Genomic DNA, 20,988 nt, shown 5'->3' on the forward strand with positions numbered 1-20,988 from the left:
GCGACTCTCAGGCGGCGCCGCGGTCCATCCACAGTGGCCGCGGCGCCGGCTGGTTCTCCTCGACCCACGCGTCGATCCGGGCCCACCAGGCATAGAGCCAGTCGATCCGCTCCTGCTCGGTGTCCGGCACCTCCTCCGGCGGCACGCTCCAGAACCGCATCACCAGGCGCTTGTCCATCGGCAGCTCACGCCACACGTCGCCGATCGTGATCATCCGGTCCAGGCCGGTGTGCGCCACGAAGATCACCCCGGCGTCCGGGGCCGCCTCGATCGCCGCGAGCAGACCGCCCGGCTTCGGCGGCAGCAGATGCCGCAGGTTCTTGGCCTTCTCCGCCATCTCGTCCAGCCCGCTGGCCCGCAGCCGGGCAATCGCCTTGACCTTGCGGCGCGGCGTGAAGTTGCCGCCCTCCGGGAAGATCACGAAGGCGTCGTTGTCGTCCAGCCCGGTGGCCAGCTGACCGATCTGCTCCTCCAGCGTCGCGGTGCCGGTCCGGCCCGGCGTGATGAACCGGTTGGGCAACCGGTTGAGCAGCACGTCGACCGCCGGATCCCACTGCAGCGCGGCCTTCAGCACAATCCGCGGCTCCCGGGCGAACCAGTTGACCAGCGCGTGGATCAGGGTGAACGAGTCACCCGGCCCGGCGTGCCGGCTCACCACGATCTCCGGCCGGCCCGGCTGCGCGGTGTCCGGGTCGGTGCCGACCACGTCGATCGCCAGATGCAACGACCACCTGGCGAACCAGAACAGGGTACGCAGGAACCAGCCGGTCACCACGTAGTGCGCGCGCTGGAAGAACGGGGTGCGGATCCACCGGCCGAAGCCCGAGGCCAGCCAGAGCGCCGCCATCACGATCAGCGCCGCGGCGTCCCAGACCATGTAGACGATCAGCAGGAAGACCAGCCGTGGCACCCGCAGCCGGCCGGGCACCAGCGGCGACACGGCCAGCGCGAACAGCAGCCAGATCGGCAGCGTGGTCAGCAGCATCGCGGCGAGCAGCACGACGGCCGGGCCGATCACCAGACGGCGGACCCACGGCGGCGGCAGGCTCATCAGCGGACGCCCGGCTCCGGCAGCGGGTGGACATTGGCGGCCAGGTAGCGCCGCGAGGCGGTGTAGGCCCGGCTGATCCGGCGGCCCACCCGGGCCATGTCCCGGTAGGCCCACGGCGAGTCGTCGCCACCCTCGCCGCTGCCGCTGGGCAGCACGTGCACCCGGACGCCGCCGGGCAGCAACGCCATGTCCCGGGCGAACCGGTGCCGCCGGGCGATCTCGAACGCCACCTGCGCCACCTCCCACGGCCGTCGGGGCACGCTGAGCTGCCGTTCCACCCGGCCCACCTGGAGCACGAAGATGAGCCGCGCGCCGAGCCGGACCGCTTCACTGATCGGGATCGAGTTCACGATCCCGCCGTCCACGTAGTGCTCCCCGTGGATCTCCATGGGTGGCAGCAGGCCGGGCACCGCGGACGAGGCGAGCACCGCGTCGACGAGCGGGCCACTGTCGAACCAGTGCTCGGCGGCCCGCTCGATGCTGGCCGCGCAGCAGTGGAACGGCACCTTCAGATCGGCGAAGGTGGCCGCCGTGCCCAGCTCGCCCTCGAGCAGGCGGCGCAGTGGCAACGGCGAGTGCAGGTGGGTGCGCGCCGCGAACCGGCGCAGCTGGCGGCCGATCGAGTCGCCGTAGACCGCCGCCGCCTCGGGGGACGCCCAGAGCCGGACCAGCCGGTCGGTGACGGCCTCACCGGGCTCGGCGGCGACCAGGGCACCGTTGACCGCACCGATCGACGTGCCGACCACCACGTCCGGCCGGAAACCGGCGCGGAAGAGGGCACGCAGCATGCCCACCTCGACCGCGCCGAGCACACCACCACCGCCGAGAACGAACGCCACCGGACCGTCGACCATGGGCACCATGGTTCCACGCGTCCGGCGTCGCGGCGCGTCAGTCCAGCTCGGGCATGGCCACCGGCTGAGGCCGGGGGTGGCAGGCGCCGCACTGCACGGCGTCCTCCACCACCAGCGCCTCGGCCCGGTCCCGGACCACCGACCTGCTGACCTCCAACAGGTACGGCCCGAACCGGGCGTGCTCGGCGCACACGCCCCGTCCGCAGAACCGGCACGTGGCCCGGGCCCCCTCGGCACAGAACCAGCACAACATGTCGTCCCCTCCCGGTGGGGCTGAGGCCTAGCCCGGATCCGACTCCTCCGTGACCGGCGTGGTCGACACCGACGGCGACGGCGCCGCTGAACTCGGTGACGGCGACGGCGACGGTGAGTTCGTCGTCGCGGTCGGCTTCGGTGAGGCGCTCCGGCTGGTCGGCCGGGTGGTCGGCGTCTCCGGCACCGTCGTCGCGCCGCCGTTCGGCGTCCGGCTCGGGGTCGGCGACGTGCTGGCCGAGGCACTCGGGCTGGCGCTCGCCGAGACACTGGCGCTCGGGCTCACGCTCAGGCTCGGCACCGCCGAGGCGGACGGCGCGACCGGCTCGTCCGACGGGAACGGCGCCTCGGACGGATCGTCGCCCTCGGTGGTGGCCGGCTGCGGGATCTTCACCCCGTCGCCACAGGTCAGGTCACCACCGGTGGCCGGGCTCTCCACCCCGCCCGCGGTGATCGTGCCGTTCGCGACCGCGACCGCCGACGGGTCGACCGAGTACCAGGACGCGCCGGTGTTCGACACGTCGCCCTGCGCGCGGGCGATGGTCAGGCGCAGCGGCTGGTACGCCCCGCTCGTGCCGGCCGTGTCGGCGAGCAGCCGCCCGCTCTCCAGGGTCAGCCGCCCGGACGGGGCCGCCTGCCGGCCGCTCGTCACCGCGGCCGCGTTCAGGGTGATCCGGGCGCCCGGGCAGAGCAGCACCGCGCCGCCGCCCGGGAAGGTCAGCCGGGCCCGGCTCTTGCCCGGTGCCTCGACCTGGGCGCCGGCGCTCAGGTAGCGCCGCTGCCCGGCCGGCACCGTCTGCCGGTCGCCGCCGTCCTGCGTGGTGGCCTGCCCGCGGTCCACGGTGAGCAGCGCCCGCTCGGTCGGCATCTCGGCCCAGGCCGGTCCGGCGCCCAGGTCCAGGACCAGGCCGCCGAACACGACCACGAGCAGCAGGCTGACGAACACCCACATCCGCTTCTCGAAGTGCCGGTCGACGTCGAACTCCTCGTCGCTCTCCGGCGGCGGGCCGGGCGGCACCGCCAGCGGCGGGTGCACGGCGCCCGGACGCACCGCGAGCGGGGCGCCCGGCCGGACACCCGGCATCGGCGCGCCCGGACGGGCCTCGAAACCGATGAGCGGCGGCAGGTCCGACGCGTCCGGGATGATCCAGAGCCGGACCGGGGTACGGGTCTGCGCGACCATGCCGGGCGTGCCGTCACCGACCGGGCCGACGAGCGTGCCGCGGCGCAGCTCGACGCCGTCCGGCATGGCGATCACGCCGGACTCGACCACCACCGCGTGGGTGGGGCCGTGCAGGATCACCGGCGCGCCCGGTTCCAGGTCGACCGGGTGCGCGGCGGCGATCAGCGCGAGCTGCTGGTCCTCCTCCAGGCCGGCGAGCGCCGGGGTGTCGGCGAACAGCGCCTCGGCCTCGGCGCGCTCCATCGGCGGCGGACCGGGCAGCGGGCCGACCACGGTGGTGACCGTCGAGGTGGGCACGGCCAGCAGGACGGCGCTGCCGGCGGCGTGCCAGTCCAGCGCGGCGCTGCGGCCGGTGAGCGCGGCGGCCAGGCCGACCACGGTGCCGGGTCCGGCATGGTGCCGGATGGTGCCGCCCGGGTCGCCGGGGCGGCGGCCGTGCAGGGCGCCCTCGACCACCACGTACACCACCGGCTGGTGTTCACCGGCGAGGACGAGCTGGCGGCCGACCGACGGGTGCGACCAGCGGGCCCGGGCGGCGAGCGACTGCAACGCCGGGTCGGGCAGGCCACCCAGGTCGGAGGCGTAGAGCGCGGCCATCCGGCGGGGCATGTCGTTCTCCTGGTCGCGCTCCGCGGCGCGCTGCCGCCACCGGCGCCAGCCCCGGCCGATCCGGCCGAGCAGGAAGTAGAGCGGCGGGGCGGTCAGGCCGAGCAGCATCAGGACGAGCAGCACCCGGGACGCGGCACCCTCGTACCAGAGGCCGGTCACCAGGCCGTGCACGCGATCGGTCCACAGGCGGTAGCCCAGGGCCACCGCGGCGGCCAGCCAGAAGAGGGCGAGCAGGCCGTACAGGGCGATCAGCCGGCCCTCGCGGTCCAGCACCGACCAGCGCGGCCCGCGGCGGCGCAGCCGGCCGCCGAGCCAGGCCAGGCCACGGGCCCGCAGGTCCGGGATCTCCAGCCAGTCCATCAGCAGGTACTGGCCGTCGAGCGGCAGCAGCGGGCTGAGGTTGAAGAACGAGTGCAGGTAGAACAGGAACGCCAGCTTGAAGGCGATGCCGCTGGTGGCCGGCGCGGCCAGGCCGACCAGCTGGACCAGACCGGCCAGGGCCAGCCCGGTGGCCGGGCCGGCCGCGGTGACCGCGATCCGGGCCCGCCGACCGGCCATCCAGACGTCGGTGGTGTCGACGAAGACGGTGGGCAGGCCGAAGTGCAGCATCAGCCCGGCGACCGGCACCTCCCGGCCGACCCGTTTCGCGGCGAGCGCGTGCCCCAGCTCGTGCAGGCCGAGCGCGATCACGTTGAGCAGCAGCAGGGCCAGCGCGCCGAGCAGGTACGAGTCGCCGGCCAGGAACAGCGCGTGCCCGCCGCGCTGCCAGGTCATCACGAAGAGCACCGCACCGGCCATCGCCAGCAGCGTGCCGAGCCAGACCGCCGGCCGGGTGAAGAGCAGCTTGCCGACACTGTTGTAGAGGCCGGTGAGCGCGCCGTCGGCGTGCACCGAGATCATCCGGCGGCCGCGCAGGGCGCCGAGCAGCGATCCGCCGACCCGTTTCGGCAGCGGTTCCCGGCTCATCTCGCGGAGCGGGCGGAACGCGTCCCCGGGGAGGTCCTCCAGCATCCGGTTGCCGGCCAGGTCGGCGACCACCCGGCGGACCTGGTCCGGTGCGAGCCGGCCGGCGATCCGGGCGAACTCGGCGACCAGCCGGGCCACCGTGCTGACCCCGTCCATCATCAGGGCCAGCTGGTACTCCTCCGGGGTGAGCCGGAGGTAACAGCTGCGGCCGCCGTCGTCGGGCGAGCGGAGCATCACGTACCGGCCGCCGCGGACCGTGGTGCGGTGCCGCACCTCGATGCCGCCGCGCAGCTCGGGACGGGCTCGGGACGGGTTCAACCGGTCGGCGACGGCGTGCCAGAGGCCGGCGTCGGCGGGGCCGGACTCCGCGCCAGGGGCCCGACCGGCCAGGGCTTCCCAGACACTGGTCCGGGTCTCGACGTACGTCAACTCGCTGGGCCTCTCACTCCGCCGAAGCGAAACCGCGCCGACGGCGAGGGCTCTGCCGATGGCGAAAGGAGATTAGGCGGAACCCTGGCCGAACGCGAGTCCCCGGCGGAGAAACCTGCCCGTTGGTCGCGAAAGTCCTGAATAGCGGCAGTAGACAGGAATGCGGCGGGTGACGTGCCCACCCCTGGTCACGTCACCCGCCGCAGCGAAAGGATTGAGGTCTACTTGGATTCGGCGAGCGTGACGGTCACCGATTTCTCGGCGCCGTTGCGGGTGAAGGTGATGTTCATCTGCTGACCGACCGAGCCGGCCTGCACCGCGGCCACCAGGTCGTCCGACTCGCTGATCTCCTTGCCGTCCACCTTGGTGATCACGTCACCCTGCTGCAGGCCGGCCTTGGCCGCCGCGCTGCCCGACGTCACCTGGCTGACCAGGGCGCCGCCGTTCTCCGCGGTGGTCACGCTGACGCCGAGCGCCGGGTGGCTCACCTTCGTGCCCGCCATCAGCGCCTTGGCGACGTCCACCGCCTTGTTGCTCGGGATGGAGAAGCCGAGGCCGATGTTGCCGGAGCTGGAGCCGGAGGTGGCGATCGCCGAGTTGATCCCGATCACCTCGCCGTTCGTGTTGACCAGCGCGCCGCCGGAGTTGCCCGGGTTGATCGGGGCGTCGGTCTGCAGCAGGCCGGTCATCGTGGTGCTGGTCGACGGCTGCTGTTGCTGCTGCTGCGACTGGCCGAGCGGGTTCTGCTGCTCCTGCTGGTCCTCTTCGCTGCTGGACTCGATGGTGCGGTCCTTGGCGCTGATGATGCCGGCGGTGACCGAGCCCTCCAGGCCCAGCGGGCTGCCGAGCGCCAGCACGGTGTCGCCGACCTCCATCTTCGAGCTGTCGCCGAAGGTGGCGGCCTTGAGCCCGGAGACACCGTCGGCCTTGACCACGGCCAGGTCGGTCCGCGGGTCGGTGCCGACGATCTTCGCGGTGGCCTTCTTGCCGTCCGCGAAGATGATGTTCACGGTGTCGCCGGAGGCCGAGGCCACCACGTGGTTGTTGGTCACGATGTAGCCGTCGGCGCTCATCACCACGCCGGAGCCCTCACCGGAGCCGGTGGTGATCGAGACGACGCTGTCCTGCACCGCGGCCGCGATCTGGGCCAGCGAGGAACGGTCCACCACCCGGGTGACCGAGGAGTTGCCGGTCTGGACCGTCGGGTTCGAGCCGTTGTCGTCCATCGCCATCACGGTGGCGGCGCCGACGCCGCCGGAGAGCAGCGCGATCACGATGGCGGCCGCGCCGGCCATCAGGATCTTGCGGCCCCGGCCGCTGCGCGGCGGCTGGGCGCCCGGACCCTGCGCCCAGACCGGGACGACGCCCTCGGGCGGTGTCGGTGTCGCGCCGTGCTGCCAGGCGCCGGTGTGCTGGTAGCCCGCAGGCTGGCCATAACCGGTCTGTGCGTAGCCGGGCTGCTGCTGGGCGGCGTAGGGGGAGTAACCCGCGGCATACGGCTGGCTGGTGACCGGGATCGCGGAGACCGGCGCCGGCTGCTGCCACGGCGACGCGGGCGCGTGCGGCGGCTGCGGTGCGGCCGGCTGGTAGGACTGCGGGTCGGCGGACTGCTGGTGAGCGGCGGGCTGGGCCCAGGCGCTCGGCGCGGTGGGCTGCGCGTCGTGCAGCAGTTGCGGGGAATGGTGCGCAGTGGGCTGCGCGTCGTACTGCGGCGGCGTGGGGTGCGCGCCGGAGGTGGGTGCCGCGGACTGGTGAGCGGCGGGCTGCGAGGCAACCGGCGGCTGCGCTGCAGTCGGCTGCTCAGACTCCACCCGCTCCGTGCTGCTGAACTCAGCGCCGGCGTCCGCGGGCCGCGGGTTGGTCTCGTTCTCGTTCATGTCGCCTACTCTGCCCCGTCGTACTCGTATCTACCTGTGCTGCCCCTGAGCGTTTACTGGAAGCCTCGACGGCCGCCGGCATCAGTGATTTTGACTATTCAAACCGATCACCCCCGTGCATTTCAGAAATGGCCTCACAACGCCTCTGAACAGGCAATACGCGCCGAATAAAAGGGGTGCGACTTCTCATTCCCCGTCGGCGGATTCCAGTTTCGAGAGCGTCGGCAACCGCACCCGGAACACCGCGCCCCGGCCCGGTTCACTCAGCACTTCCACAGTGCCCTCGTGCGCCGCCACGATGGCCGCCACGATGGCCAGCCCGAGGCCGGTCCCGGTGGCTTCCCGCTCGGTGTTCCTGGTCCGCGCGCCGTCCGCCCGGTAGAAGCGCTCGAACACGTGCGCCTGCTGCTCCGGGGTGAGGCCGGGCCCGCTGTCGGCCACCTCCACCACCGCGTGGTCGTCGCCGGAGGGGTACACCCGCAGCGTCACCGTCGCGTCCGGCGGCGTGTGCACCAGCGCGTTCGTCATCAGATTACCGATCACCTGGCGCAGCCGGGCGTCGTCGCCGTACGCCACCAGCCGCTCGGGATCGTCGCTCACGTCCAGCTCCACGACCCGGTCCGACGCGGTCGCCCGGGCCGCCTGCACCGCGTCCATGGCCAGCACCGGCAGCTCGACCGGCGCCAGGTTGAGTGGTCGTTCCCGGTCAAGGCGGGCGAGCAGCAGCAGGTCCTCGACGAGCAGGCCCATCCGGGACGCCTCGTCCTCGATCCGCCGGACCAGCCGGGCCACCGCCTCCCGGTCGGAGACCGCGCCCTGGCGGTACAGCTCGGCGAACCCGCGGATGGTGGTCAGCGGCGTGCGCAGCTCGTGCGAGGCGTCCGCGACGAACTGCCGCATCTTCTCCTCGGAGCGCACCGCCCGGCTCTCGGAGAGCTTCGCGGACTCGGCGGCCGCCATGGCCTGCCGCTCGGAGGCGGCACGGGCGTGGAACGACGCCTCGATCTGGGCCAGCATCGTGTTCAGCGCGGTGGAGAGCCGGCCCAGCTCGGTGGTGGGCTCGCCGCCGTCCGACTCCGGGTCGGGCACCCGCTGGCTGTAGTCACCGGCCGCGATCCGCCCGGCGGTCCGCTCGATCTGCAGCAGCGGGATCAGACTCTGCCGGACCAGGGCCGCACCGACGATCGCGAGCGCGAGCAGCACCCCGACGCCGACCAGCACGTCCACCCAGACCAATCGGGCTATCACCGCGTCGATACCGGTCATCCGCTGGCCGACGTAGACCACCGTGCCGTTGTCGTTGACCTCGGCCAGCAGACGCCACATCCACTTGCCGTTCACCGAGCGCACCGTGTACGGGGTGTCGGCGTGCGACTCGACCTCCTCCACACCCTTGAGCAAGGGCGGCAGGTCCTCCTCGGCAACGTTGCGGCCGCTCAGCACCGGTCCGATGCCACTCATCGCGGTGTACGCGAACATCCACTCCATCGGCGCGTAGACCCGGAAGTTGGTGTCGGCCAGCAGCCCCAGGTCCTTGTAAGTGGCCCTGAGCTGGTTGTCCAGCCGGTCGACCATGTACGTGTGCAGCGCGATCGTGCTCGCCGAGCTGATCAGGGTCAGCGCCGCGAACACCAGCACCAGCACCGACGCGACCAGCTTGGTCCGGAGCGAGGCCTTGCGCAGGCTCGTCTGCTGCGGGAGCGCGGTGCGGACCCGTTCGGTGAGTGACATCGAGCCCGGCTTAGACGGCCGGTTTGCGCAGCACGTAACCCACGCCACGGAGGGTGTGGATCAGGCGCGGCTGCACGTTGTCCACCTTGCGCCGCAGGTACGAGATGTAGGACTCGACGATGTTGTCGTCACCGCGGAAGTCGTACTTCCACACGTGGTCGAGGATCTGCGCCTTGGAGAGCACCCGGTTGGCGTTGAGCATCAGGTAGCGCAGCAGCTTGAACTCGGTCGGCGAGAGCTGCACCCGGCTGCCCGCCCGGTAGACCTCGTGGGTCTCCTCGTCGAGCTCCAGGTCCGCGAAGACCAGCCGGGACGGCTGCTCCTCGCCGGCCGTGGTGCGGCGCAGCACGGCCCGGATCCGGGCGGTGAGCTCCTCCAGGCTGAACGGCTTGGTGACGTAGTCGTCACCGCCCAGGGTGAGCCCACGGATCTTGTCGTCGGTGCCGTCGCGGGCGGTCAGGAAGACCACCGGGGTGCGCTGCCCGCCCTCACGCATCAGCCGGATCACCTCGAAGCCGTCGAGGTCGGGGAGCATCACGTCGAGCACGACCAGGTCGGGCGCCGCGCTGCGTGCCGCGCTGACCGCGGCGCTCCCGCTGGTCGCCGTGGTGACGTCGAACCCGGCGAAGCGCAGGCTGGCGGAGAGCAGCTCGAGGATGTTCGCGTCGTCCTCGACGACGAGCAGCTTCGCCTCGCTCTGCTTGGGCTGGGTCTGAACGGCCATGCGGCCATTCTTTCCCCGCCCCCTGCGCCCTTGCTGCAGGCTTGCTGAAAATTATCTGTGAGGCTTACCGCGTCCGGAGGTGCTAAGCGGCCAGCCGGTAGCCGTGGCCGGCCATGCTGCGCTGCGCCGCCCGGGCCAGCGCCCGCCGATCCGCGCCCGGCATCGGCCGCAGCGCCGGAGCGGTGATCACGGCGATCGTGGTCCGGCGCACCCGGGCGATCCGCCGGATCGAGGCGAGCAGTGTGTCGTCGCCGATGAACGACGCCTCGGTGGTGTCGTAGGTGATCGAGGTGGGCACCACCGGGGCGCCCGCGTCGATCGCCGCCTGGAACAGCGCCGGACGGAAGTCGCCCCGCTCGGCGCCGCAGTACGTCGTACCCTCGGGAAAAGCCGCAACCGACCGCCCGGCCCGCAGCGCGGCCGCGACCTCGCCCACCGTCATCGGCAGCGTGCTCGGCCTGGTCCGGTCGATGAAGATCGCGCCGCTGCGGCTGGCGGTCGCCCCCAGCGCCGGCCAGGAGCGCACGTCGTGCTTGGCCACCAGCCGCACTGGCGTCACCGCGACCAGCGCCAGGATGTCCAGCCAGGAGATGTGGTTGGCGACCAGCAGGCTGCCCGGGCGCGGCGCCGGGCCCCGCACCACGAGCGTCACCCCGAGGACCGCGAGCAGGCTGCGGGCCAGGGTCCGCAGCGCGGCGCCACGCAGCAGCGCCGCCGGGAGAAGACCGATCAGGAGTACGCCGAACACGCCCACCACCCGCCACCCGGCGGTCCAGGCCCCGGCGGCCGGGGCGTCGCCGGGCCGGCAGCGGTCGCCACAGCCCGACGCGGGCTGCCAGAGTGCGGTACCGGGCGCGGTCATCGGGTCGCGCCCAGGAAGTGCCGGCGGTACCGCGGGTCCAGCCGGTCCATCGAGAACAGCACGTAGAAGTCGGCGCAGTCGAAGGCCGGGTCGAAGGCCGGCTCGCCGCACACCCAGCTGCCCAGCCGCAGATACCCCTTGAGCAGCGCGGGGACCGCCACCTTCGGGTTCGCGACCAGGCCTTCCGGCGGCGTCCACGGCGTGCGTGGGCGGATCCGCAGCGCGGGCGGCGCCAGGTGCTTCTCGTTGATCCGGGCCCGGACGCCGGCCGCGGTGACCCCGCCGTCGCCGAGCGGCACCGAGGCGCAGCCGCCGAGCCAGCGCAGGTTGTTCAGGTGCAGGTACCGGGCGATGCCGGCCCACATCAGGTTGACCACGGCGCCGGAGCGGTGGTCCGGGTGCACACAGGAGCGGCCGATCTCCACCAGCTGCTCGCGCAGCGGGCGCAGGGCGCTCAGGTCGAACTCGGAGTCGGCGTACCGCCGGCCGGCCAGGTCGGCGGCGCGCGGCGGGAGCATCCGGTAGGTGCCGACCACGTCACCGGTCGCGTCGTCGCGAACGATGAGGTGATCGCAGTAGGCGTCGAACTCGTCGACGTCGAGTCCCGGGGCGCCGGGCGCGAGGGTCGCGCCGAGCTCGCCCGCGAAGACGTTGTGACGCAGTCTCTGCGCGGCCTCGACCTGAGTCTGGTCGTCGGCGATGAGAAGCGTGTAGCCGCTGGTCCCGGTGGGTGCAGCAGCGGTCATCAGAACTGCCATGTGATTTTTGTAAGGGTGACACCTGCCGATGGCGTGTCGCGCCAGGAGGCGATGCGTGGCCGGTTGATGAACGGCTTGTGCGAAGGTCGGTGGATGCGTATCCCGGCACGCTTCAACGGCCCGCCCGGCTCCGGAAACGGCGGTTGGTCGGCCGGCGTCTTCGCCGCCGCCGCGCCCGGCTCCGGCATCCGTCAGGTCACCCTCCGGCTGCCTCCGCCGCTGGAGGCCGACCTCGAGGTCCGCGACGATCTCGTGTACGCGGGCAGCTCCCTGATCGCCGAACTCGCCGACGTCCCCGACGCGGGCCCGGGCGTCGACCCGGTCGGATGGGACACCGCGGTCACCGCCGCGCGGGACTACCCCGGCTTCACCGCCCACCCGTTCCCGACCTGCTTCGTCTGCGGGCCGGAACGGGCCGAGGGCGACGGTCTGCGGATCTTCCCGGGCCCGCTGCCGGACGGCCGCACCGCGGCGCCCTGGACGGTCCCGGACGAGGTGTCCGCGCCACTGCTCTGGGCCGCGCTGGACTGCCCCGGCGGCTGGACCGCGATCACACCCGGACAGGCCTACGTCCTGGGCCGGATCGCGGTGGCCCTCGCCACTCCTCCCGAACCCGGTGCGCACTGCGTGATCACCGGGGCGGTCGTCGAGCTCACGGGCCGGAAGGCGCTGGTCGACTCGGCGGTGCACGGCCCGGACGGGCAGCGGCTCGCGGTCGCCCGGGCCACCTGGATCAGGACGGCGTAGGACCGAGGATCGAGTCACAGACCGGACGTCCGGACGGGCGACGCTCGCGCACGGCGTAGCCTAGACACCGGATCCTAGCCCGTCCCGCGTGACGGAGATGTCACGTGATGACAAACACGGTGAAAGAGGCGAACGCGGCAGTGTCGACGCAGCAGACTTCGCAGGACAATCCACTCGCGGACTTCGGTCCCAACGAGTGGATCGTCGACGAGATGTATCAGCGGTACCTGGCCGATCCGACCAGCGTCGACCCTGCTTGGCACGATTTCTTCGCGGACTACAAGCCGGCGATGGCCAAGGGTTCGATCGCGACGCCCGACGAGGCGACCGCGGCGAACGCGACCAAGTCCGCGGCGAAGGCGGGTACTGACGCGCCTGCCGCGGCCACGGTCGCGCCCGCCAAGACGGTGACGCCGCCCACACCGGCCGCGAAGCCCGAGGCGGCCAAGGCGCCGGCCGAGAAGCCCGCGCCCAAGCCCGCCGCGAACGGCACCGCTCCGGCGGGCGCCAAGACCACGGTCCTCCGCGGCGTGGCCGGCAAGATCGTTCAGAACATGGAAGCCTCGCTGCAGGTCCCCACCGCCACGTCGGTGCGCGCGGTCCCGGCGAAGCTCATGGTCGACAACCGCATCGTGATCAACAACCACCTCTCCCGCGGGCGGGGTGGCAAGGTCAGCTTCACCCACCTGATCGGCTGGGCGCTGATCCGGGCGGTCGTCGCGCACCGCGAGATGAATTACAGCTATGCCGAGATCAACGGCAAGCCCACCCTGGTCGACCCGGAGCACATCAACCTGGGCATCGCGATCGACCTGGCGAAGAAGGACGGCACCCGCACCCTGGTGGTGCCGTCCATCAAGGGCTGCGAGCGGATGGACTTCCGGCAGTTCTGGCAGGCGTACGAGGACGTGGTCCGGCGCGCCCGCCGCAACGAGCTGACCATGGAGGACTACTCCGGCACCACGATCTCGCTGACCAACCCGGGCGGCATCGGCACGGTGCACTCCATCCCGCGCCTGATGAACGGGCAGAGCGCGATCATCGGCGTCGGCGCGATGGAGTACCCCGCGCCGTACGCCGGGATGAGCGACGAGACGCTGACCGAGCACGGCGTCAGCAAGGTCACCACGCTGACCAGCACGTACGACCACCGGGTCATCCAGGGCGCGCAGTCCGGCGAGTTCCTCAAGGTGATGCACGAGCTGCTGCTCGGCGGGCACGACTTCTACGACGAGATCTTCACGTCGCTGCGTATCCCGTACGAGCCGGTCCGCTGGGTGCGCGACGTGGCCCGGACGTCAGAGGGGCAGATCGACAAGGCCGCCCGGGTGATCGAGCTGATCCACGCGTACCGGGTGCGCGGTCACCTGATGGCCGACACCGACCCGCTCGAGTTCACCATCCGCAAGCACCCCGACCTGGACGTGCTGCAGCACGGCCTGACCCTGTGGGACCTGGACCGCACGTTCCCGGTCGGCGGCTTCGCCGGCAAGCAGAAGATGAAGCTCCGCGACGTCCTCGGCGTGCTGCGCGACAGCTACTGCCGCCGGATCGGCATCGAGTACATGCACATCCAGGACCCGGAGGAGCGCCGCTGGGTCCAGGAGCGCATCGAGGTCAAGTACGCCAAGCCGGACAACGACGAGCAGAAGCAGATCCTGCTCCGGCTCAACCGGGCCGAGGCCTTCGAGACGTTCCTGCAGACCAAGTATGTCGGGCAGAAGCGGTTCTCGCTGGAGGGCGGCGAGTCGCTGATCCCGCTGCTCGACTCGGTGCTGCAGCTCTCCGCCGAGTCCGGGCTGGACGAGATGGTGATGGGTATGGCCCACCGCGGCCGGCTCAACGTGCTCACCAACATCGTCGGCAAGCCGTACGAGAAGCTCTTCAACGAGTTCGAAGGCTGGATGGACCCGAAGTCGGCGCACGGCTCCGGCGACGTGAAGTACCACCTGGGCCAGACCGGCAAATACACCACGCCGGACGGCCAGCACTCCACCACGGTCAGCGTGGTCGCCAACCCGTCCCACCTGGAGGCCGTCGACCCGGTCCTGGAGGGCATCGTCCGGGCCAAGCAGGACCGCCTGGACCTGGGCCTGCACGGGTACACGGTGCTGCCGGTGCTGGTGCACGGCGACGCCGCGTTCGCCGGTCAGGGCGTGGTCGCCGAGACGCTGAACCTCTCCCAGCTGCGCGGGTACCGCACCGGTGGCACGATCCACGTGATCGTGAACAACCAGGTCGGCTTCACGACGGCTCCGGAGTACAGCCGCTCGTCGATGTATTCCACCGACGTGGCCCGGATGGTCGAGGCCCCGATCTTCCACGTGAACGGTGACGACCCCGAGGCCGTGGTCCGGGTCGCCAAGCTGGCCTTCGAGTACCGCCAGACGTTCAACAAGGACGTCGTGATCGACATGATCTGCTACCGCCGCCGCGGTCACAACGAGGGCGACGACCCGTCGATGACCAACCCGCGGATGTACCAGATCATCGACACCAAGCGCAGCGTGCGGAAGCTCTACACCGAGGAGCTGATCGGCCGCGGTGACATCACCGTGCAGGACGCCGAGGAGCAGCTGCGCGACTACCAGTCCCGTCTCGAGGAGGTCTTCAAGGCCACCCGGGACGCGGCCGGCAACCCGCCGCGACCGCATCTGATCACCGAGGAGCCGGAGCCCGAGGTCGAGTCCGCGATCACGGCCGACGCGGTCCGGGCGGTCGGTCAGGCGCACGTCGAGCTGCCCGAGGGCTTCACCCCGCACAAGCGGGTCCAGCAGCTGCTCGACCGGCGCGCCAAGATGTCCAGCGACGGCGGCATCGACTGGGGCTTCGGCGAGCTGATCGCGTTCGGCTCGCTGCTCGCGCAGGGCGTCACGGTCCGGCTGGCCGGTCAGGACTCCCGGCGTGGCACGTTCACCTCGCGGCACGCCGCGATCGTGGACTCCAAGACCGGCAAGGACTTCCTGCCGATCGGCACGCTGGCCACCGGGAACGCCCGGTTCTTCGTGCACGACTCGCTGCTCTCCGAGTACGCCGCGATGGGCTTCGAGTACGGCTACTCGGTGGAGAACCCGGACGCGCTGGTCCTCTGGGAGGCCCAGTTCGGTGACTTCGTCAACGGCGCCCAGTCGATCGTCGACGAGTTCCTCTCCTCCGGCGAGGTGAAGTGGGGCCAGATCTCGTCGCTGGTGCTGCTGCTCCCGCACGGCCAGGAGGGCCAGGGCCCGGACCACTCGTCCGGCCGCCCGGAGCGGTTCCTGCAGCTCTGCGCGCAGGACAACATGCGGGTGGCGAACCCGACCACCCCGGCGAACTACTTCCACCTGCTGCGTCGTCAGGCACTGTCCAGCAAACGCAAGCCGCTGGTGGTCTTCTCGCCGAAGTCGCTGCTGCGGCACAAGCTCGCGGTGTCCCAGGTGTCCGACTTCACCCAGGGTGCCTTCCAGCCGGTCCTCGGCGACGCCGGTGTCAACGGCCAGCCGCTGGACGCCGGCGCGGTGAAGCGGGTGCTGCTCTGTTCCGGCAAGGTCTACTACGACCTGTTCCAGGCCCGGGCCGACCGCGGCATCACCGACACCGCGATCATCCGGATGGAGCAGATCTACCCGCTGCCCGTCGACGAGCTCAAGGCGATCCTGGCGCAGTACCCGAACGCCGAGGACTTCGCCTGGGTCCAGGAGGAGCCGGCCAACCAGGGTGCCTGGTCGTTCGTGGCGCTCAACCTGCTGGAGCACCTGGAGGGTGTGCGGCTGCGGCGGATCTCCCGCCCGGCGGCGGCTGCTCCGGCGGTCGGTTCGGCCAAGATGCACGAGGCCGAGCAGCAGGCTCTGATCGAGGCGTCGTTGCCGCGCCCATGATCCGCTGGTGACAGGGGGCGCTCCGCGTTTGCGGGGCGCCCCCTTTTACTATCCGTGCATGTACTTCACCGATCGGGGCATCGAGGAACTGACGCAGCGGCGCGGCGAGGAGACCGTCACCATCGAGTGGCTCGCCGAGCAGCTGCGCACCTTCGTCGACATCAACCCCGAGTTCGAGACCCCGATCGAGCGCTTCGCCACCTGGCTCGCTCGCCACGACGAGGACGACGAATAACCCTTTTCGGTACGAATACCGAGCGCCCGTCCGCAGGCTACGAGCCGCGTCCCGTGGTGGTCCCGCGCGACACCGCGGCCGGTCCGGGCCGTGGCGCGACTCCCGGTCTTGGCTGGTTCTCAGGGGTGCCTCCCGTGCCGGGAGGCACCCCTGAGTCACAGCCGGGCCGATGGGCTCCTCGGCCGGGGGACCTTCGGCCCGGCGGGGGCCGACCCGGGCCGGTAGGTTGAGGACGTGGCGCGCAGTGTCTATGTAGTGGGCTTGGGTCCGAGTGTCGGCAAGGGCGCTGTCGCCCTGGGGATCGTGGAGCTGCTGTCCCGGCAGGTGGCCGGGGTGTCGGTGTTCCGGCCGCTGGTCTCGGGCGCCGGCAGCGACCCCCTGGTGACGTCGCTGCAGGAGCGCTATCCGGGGCCGGTGCCCGCGGCGGACTCGTTCGGCGTCACGATGGCCGAGGCGTCCGCGCTGATCGCCGACGGCAAGCGCGAGGAGCTGATCGGCCGGATCGTCGAGCGGTACCGCGCGGTCGAACGGCTGAGCACCGCCGTCGTGATCATCGGCAGCGACTTCTCCGACAACACCGACGAGGGCCGCGACGAACTCCCCCGCGAGCTGGCCTTCAACGCCCGCCTCGCGACCGAGTTCGGCAGCGTGGTGATCCCGGTGGTGAGCGGCGAGGGCCGGAGCGCGGAGTCCCTCGCCGGGGCGGTGCGCAGTGCGTACCACTCACTCGCCGACCTCGGCGCGACGGTCGCCGCGGTGATCGCCAACCGGGTGCCGCCGGCCGCCTCGGGCGGCCCGGCGCCGGGTCTTCCGGTGCCGTTCTGGGCGATCCCGGAGTTCCCGGTCCTGGCCGCGCCGACGGTCGGTGAGGTCGCCGACGCGCTGGACGCCACGGTCCTCTCCGGCACCCCCGGCGCCCTCGACCGCGACGTGCTCGACTACGTCGTCGGCGCGGCGCACGTGCCCACCGTCCTGGCGCACCTGACCGACGGGGCGCTGCTGATCACCCCGGGCGACCGGGCCGACCTGCTGGTGGCCGCGAGCGCCGCGCACGCGGCCGGCACGGTCACCCTGGCCGGGCTGGTGCTCACCCTGGGCGAGCCGCCCGACCCGCGCGTGGTGGAGGTCATCGAAAGGCTCAACACCGGCCTCGCGATGCTGGTCACCAAGTCCGACAGCTTCCACACGATCGCCGCCTCCGACCGGGTCGAGGCCCGGCTCGGCACGCCCCGCAAGGTGGAGGCCGCGCTCGGCGTGTTCGAGGCGAACGTGGACACCGCGGCGCTCTCCACGGTGCTCGACGTGGCCCGCTCGTCGAAGGTCACCCCGCTGATGTTCGAGAACAACCTGATCGACCGGGCCCGCGCCGATCGCCGCCACCTGGTGCTCCCGGAGGGCACCGAGGAGCGGATCCTGCGCGCCACCGAGACCCTGCTGCGCCGCGGGGTGGCCGGCCTGACCCTGCTCGGCGACCCCGACGAGATCACCCGCCGGGCCCGGGAGCTGGGTGTCGACCTCGGTGACGCCCGGCTGATCGACCCGGCCACCAGCCCGTGGCGGGACGACTTCGCGGCCCGCTACGCCGAGATCCGCAAGGGCCGGGCGGTCACCCTGGAGCTGGCCTACGACGTGGTCCGCGACGTCAACTACTTCGGCACCATGATGGTGGCCTCGGGTTATGCCGACGGCATGGTCTCCGGCTCGGTGCACACCACGGCCGCCACCATCCGCCCGGCCTTCGAGATCATCAAGACGGTCCCGGAGGTGTCCGTGGCGTCCAGCGTGTTCTTCATGCTGCTGGCCGACCGGGTGCTGGTCTACGGCGACTGCGCGGTCAACCCCGACCCGGACGCCGCCCAGCTCGCCGACATCGCGCTCTCCTCGGCCACGACCGCGGCCGCGTTCGGCATCGAGCCGCGGGTCGCGATGCTCTCCTACTCGACCGGCAAGTCCGGCGCGGGCGCCGACGTGGAGAAGGTCGCGGCGGCCACCGCATTGGTCCGGGAACGCCGCCCGGACCTGCCGGTCGAGGGCCCGATCCAGTACGACGCGGCGATCGACCCCGCGGTGGCGGCCGCCAAACTGCCCGGCAGCACGGTGGCCGGCCAGGCGACGGTGTTCGTCTTCCCCGACCTGAACACCGGCAACAACACCTACAAGGCCGTGCAGCGCTCGGCGAACGCGGTCGCGGTCGGCCCGGTCATGCAGGGCCTGCGCCGTCCGGTGAACGACCTGTCCCGCGGCGCGACGGTCAAGGACATCATCAACACTGTCGCCATCACGGCGATTCAGGCGGGAGCGAAATGACCCGGGTGCTCGTGCTCAACTGCGGCTCCTCGTCGGTCCGCTACCGCCTCTACGACGGCAGCGACGTGCTGGCCAAGGGCCTGGTCCAGCGGATCGGCGAGTCCGGCGGCGACGCGGCCGACCACGACGAGGCGCTGCGGACGCTGATGGACCGGCTCGACCTGAGCGGGCTGGCCGCGGTCGGGCACCGGGTGGTGCACGGCGGCGAGCGGTTCACCACGTCCACGGTGATCACCGACGAGGTGGTGGCCGCGGTCGAGGAGCTGATCCCGCTGGCGCCGCTGCACAACCCGGGCGCGCTGACCGGCATCCGGGTGGCCCGCAAGCTGCTGCCGGAGGTGCCGCAGGTGGCCGTCTTCGACACCGCGTTCCACTCCACCATCCCGCCGGAGGGTGTGCTCTGGGCCGTCGACCGCGACCTGGCCGAGCGCTACGGCCTGCGGCGGTACGGCTTCCACGGGACGTCGCACGCGTACGTCTCCCGGGAGACCGCCCGGGTCCTGGGCACACCGGTGGCCGAAACCAACGTGATCACCCTGCACCTGGGCAACGGCGCCAGCGCCGCCGCGGTCCGGGGCGGCCGGTGCGAGGCCACCTCGATGGGGATGACCCCGCTCAGCGGCCTGGTGATGGGCACCCGATCGGGTGACATCGACCCGAGCCTGGTGTTCCACCTGCACCGCGAGGCCGGCATGTCCCTCGACGAGATCGAGGAGTCCCTCACCCGGCACGGCGGCCTGCTCGGCCTGACCGGCGCCAACGACATGCGCGAGGTCCTGGAGCGCGTCACCGCCGGCGACCCGGACGCGGCGCTGGCCTTCGCCGTCTACACCCGCCGCCTGCGCGAGTACGTCGGCGCCTACCTGGCCGTGCTCGGCCGGGTCGACGCGATCACGTTCACCGCCGGTGTCGGCGAGAACTCCGCCGAGGTCCGGGCGGCCGCCCTGTCCGGCCTGGAGCCCCTCGGTATCCGGATCGACGAGGCCCGCAACCGGGCCAACGATCTGATCATCTCCCCGCCCGGCGCGCCGATCACGGTCTGCGTCGTACCCACCGAGGAGGAGCTGGAGATCGCCGACCAGTCCCGCCGCGCGCTCTCGCTCTGATCAGAAAACGCCACGAGGCCGGTCCGGCCTCGTGGCGTTCTGCGGTGCAAGCCCGTCAAAGGGCCAGCCAGGCGATCAGCACGATCAGGGCGACGGCGACCACGCCGCCGATCACGTAGGGCGCCTTGGACGGCGCCGCGGACTCCGGTGGACCGGTGAAAGCTCGGAACGCCTCGGTGTTGCCGCTCGGGTCGACGCTGTTGTCAGACATGCGCACGACCCTAGCCACATAACGCACGTCCGCGCCAAGACACCACCCACCCGACGGACAAAGTGTGCGTCCCCACCCCGGCTGGCTCTCCGGGGTGCCTCACGGTGGCCGAGGCACCCCCAGGAACCAGCCGAACCCGCCCGGCTGGTGCTGGCGGCTGCCTCGGCGGCCGTGAGACAACCCTCAGCGCCAGCTGGGCTGCCGCCGGGCGGGGCGGCACGGTCGTACCGGAAAGGGTTGGCACGGACCGGCGGGGTCAGTGCTCGATGACGACCTTGCCGAAGACGTCGCCGGAGGAGAGGCGGGTGAACGCGTCCGGGATCGCGTCGAACGGGTAGGTGGAGTCGATCACCGGGCGGATCTGGCCGGTGGCGCAGAGGCGGAGGAGTTCGGCGAGTTCGGCCGGGGTGCCCATGCTGCTGCCGAGGATCTCCAGCTGCATGGCGAAGACCCGGCGCAGGTCGATCCGGGCCAGGTGGCCGCCGGTGGCGCCGCAGACCACGATGCGGGCGCCCGGGGCGGCACACTTCATCGAGTGCTCGAAGGTCGGCTCGCCGACGGATTCGATCACCACGTCGACGCGTTCCGGGAGGCGGACGCCGGGTTCCAGGGCTATCGCGCCCAGCTCGGCGACCCGGTCGCGTTTCCACTGGTCGCGGCTGGTGGCATAGACCCGCTTGCCGAGGGCGACACCGAGAGCGACCGCGGCGGTGGCGACACCCCCGCCGGCGCCCTGGACCAGCACGGCTCCGGCGTCCGCGGCGCGACCGCGGGTCACCAGCATGTGGTACGCCGTGAGCCAGGCCGTCGGCAGGCACGCCGCCTCGGCGAACGGCACCCCTTCCGGGATCGTGAGCAGGTTCTCCCGCGGTGCGGCGACCTGCTCGGCGAGCGTGCCGGGGTGCCGCTCGGAGAAGAGCGAATAGCCCCGGGGGTCGGCCTTGTCCTCGACCACCGGGAAGACCAGGACCGGGTCGCCGTCCGGGGTCACGCCGGCCGCGTCGCAGCCGAGCGTCATCGGGAGGCGGTCGGCGGGCAGTCCCACGCCGCGCAGCGACCAGATGTCGTGCTGGTTGAGGGAACTCGCCCGGACCGTGACCGGCACCCAGCCGTCCGGTGCGGAGAAGGGCAGGTCACCGACGGTCAGGCCGCTCAGCGGCGCGTCGGGCTGGAGCGAGGAGACATAGGCGGCGCGCATGAGCCGACCCTAAACCCCACCGGCCGCCCGC

The 20,988-nt window shown here is 72.0% G+C and carries 16 protein-coding genes; 5 read left to right on the forward strand and 11 right to left on the reverse strand.

Going from position 1 to position 20,988, the window contains the following annotated elements:
- Window positions 1-7: 7 nt before the first annotated feature.
- The 9 genes from ADL15_RS27500 to ADL15_RS27540 form a co-directional block, all read right to left on the reverse strand.
- The gene (locus ADL15_RS27500) at window positions 8-1,051 is read right to left on the reverse strand and encodes a 1-acyl-sn-glycerol-3-phosphate acyltransferase (RefSeq protein ID WP_067697224.1); all 1,044 of its coding nucleotides are present in this window, start codon (window positions 1,049-1,051) and stop codon (window positions 8-10) included.
- On the reverse strand, window positions 1,051-1,905 hold the full coding sequence (locus ADL15_RS27505) for a patatin-like phospholipase family protein (RefSeq protein ID WP_067697226.1): 855 nt from the start codon (window positions 1,903-1,905) through the stop codon (window positions 1,051-1,053). The genes ADL15_RS27500 and ADL15_RS27505 overlap by 1 nt, the downstream gene beginning before the upstream one ends.
- A 37-nt stretch (window positions 1,906-1,942) precedes the next feature.
- On the reverse strand, window positions 1,943-2,098 hold the full coding sequence (locus tag ADL15_RS27510) for a hypothetical protein (protein WP_232344362.1): 156 nt from the start codon (window positions 2,096-2,098) through the stop codon (window positions 1,943-1,945).
- A gap of 87 nt (window positions 2,099-2,185) precedes the next feature.
- Entirely contained in the window at window positions 2,186-5,344 is a 3,159-nt protein-coding gene (locus ADL15_RS27515) for a cyclic nucleotide-binding protein (protein WP_067697229.1), read from the reverse strand.
- A gap of 221 nt (window positions 5,345-5,565) precedes the next feature.
- Window positions 5,566-7,221 carry a S1C family serine protease gene (locus ADL15_RS27520; protein ID WP_067697231.1) on the reverse strand — a complete coding sequence of 552 codons (1,656 nt, stop codon included), beginning with the start codon at window positions 7,219-7,221 and terminating at the stop codon, window positions 5,566-5,568.
- Window positions 7,222-7,407: 186 nt separating this feature from the next.
- Window positions 7,408-8,952 (reverse strand): sensor histidine kinase, encoded by a 1,545-nt coding sequence (locus tag ADL15_RS27525; RefSeq protein WP_067697233.1) that lies wholly within the window; start codon window positions 8,950-8,952, stop codon window positions 7,408-7,410.
- A gap of 10 nt (window positions 8,953-8,962) precedes the next feature.
- The gene (locus ADL15_RS27530) at window positions 8,963-9,676 is read right to left on the reverse strand and encodes a response regulator transcription factor (RefSeq protein ID WP_067697235.1); all 714 of its coding nucleotides are present in this window, start codon (window positions 9,674-9,676) and stop codon (window positions 8,963-8,965) included.
- An 82-nt stretch (window positions 9,677-9,758) separates the two neighbouring features.
- On the reverse strand, window positions 9,759-10,538 hold the full coding sequence (locus ADL15_RS27535; protein WP_067697237.1) for a lysophospholipid acyltransferase family protein: 780 nt from the start codon (window positions 10,536-10,538) through the stop codon (window positions 9,759-9,761).
- Entirely contained in the window at window positions 10,535-11,296 is a 762-nt protein-coding gene (locus ADL15_RS27540) for a GNAT family N-acetyltransferase (protein WP_067697239.1), read from the reverse strand. The genes ADL15_RS27535 and ADL15_RS27540 overlap by 4 nt, the downstream gene beginning before the upstream one ends.
- Window positions 11,297-11,389: 93 nt before the next feature.
- Here ADL15_RS27540 and ADL15_RS27545 point away from each other — a divergent pair, with 93 nt between their 5' ends.
- The 5 genes from ADL15_RS27545 (at window position 11,390) to ADL15_RS27560 (ending at window position 19,548) form a co-directional block, all read left to right on the forward strand.
- Entirely contained in the window at window positions 11,390-12,043 is a 654-nt protein-coding gene (locus tag ADL15_RS27545; protein WP_067697241.1) for a hypothetical protein, read from the forward strand.
- 140 nt (window positions 12,044-12,183) lie between these two features.
- Window positions 12,184-15,900, forward strand: a complete 3,717-nt coding sequence (locus tag ADL15_RS27550) for a multifunctional oxoglutarate decarboxylase/oxoglutarate dehydrogenase thiamine pyrophosphate-binding subunit/dihydrolipoyllysine-residue succinyltransferase subunit (RefSeq protein ID WP_067697243.1) — start codon at window positions 12,184-12,186, stop codon at window positions 15,898-15,900.
- A gap of 58 nt (window positions 15,901-15,958) precedes the next feature.
- Window positions 15,959-16,135, forward strand: a complete 177-nt coding sequence (locus ADL15_RS54475; protein ID WP_198171041.1) for a DUF6104 family protein — start codon at window positions 15,959-15,961, stop codon at window positions 16,133-16,135.
- A 234-nt stretch (window positions 16,136-16,369) separates the two neighbouring features.
- A complete protein-coding gene (gene pta / locus ADL15_RS27555; protein WP_067697245.1) occupies window positions 16,370-18,442 on the forward strand; it encodes a phosphate acetyltransferase in 2,073 nt (690 codons plus the stop codon).
- Entirely contained in the window at window positions 18,439-19,548 is a 1,110-nt protein-coding gene (locus tag ADL15_RS27560; RefSeq protein ID WP_067697247.1) for an acetate/propionate family kinase, read from the forward strand. The genes pta and ADL15_RS27560 overlap by 4 nt, the downstream gene beginning before the upstream one ends.
- A 55-nt stretch (window positions 19,549-19,603) precedes the next feature.
- Here ADL15_RS27560 and ADL15_RS54480 read toward each other — a convergent pair whose 3' ends face one another.
- The gene (locus tag ADL15_RS54480; protein ID WP_198171042.1) at window positions 19,604-19,759 is read right to left on the reverse strand and encodes a hypothetical protein; all 156 of its coding nucleotides are present in this window, start codon (window positions 19,757-19,759) and stop codon (window positions 19,604-19,606) included.
- A gap of 256 nt (window positions 19,760-20,015) precedes the next feature.
- Window positions 20,016-20,957, reverse strand: a complete 942-nt coding sequence (locus tag ADL15_RS27565) for a zinc-binding dehydrogenase (protein WP_067697249.1) — start codon at window positions 20,955-20,957, stop codon at window positions 20,016-20,018.
- Between the last annotated feature and the right edge of the window lie 31 nt (window positions 20,958-20,988).

Source organism: Actinoplanes awajinensis subsp. mycoplanecinus (assembly GCF_001509495.1).
Taxonomy (GTDB): Bacteria; Actinomycetota; Actinomycetes; order Mycobacteriales; family Micromonosporaceae; genus Actinoplanes; species Actinoplanes palleronii.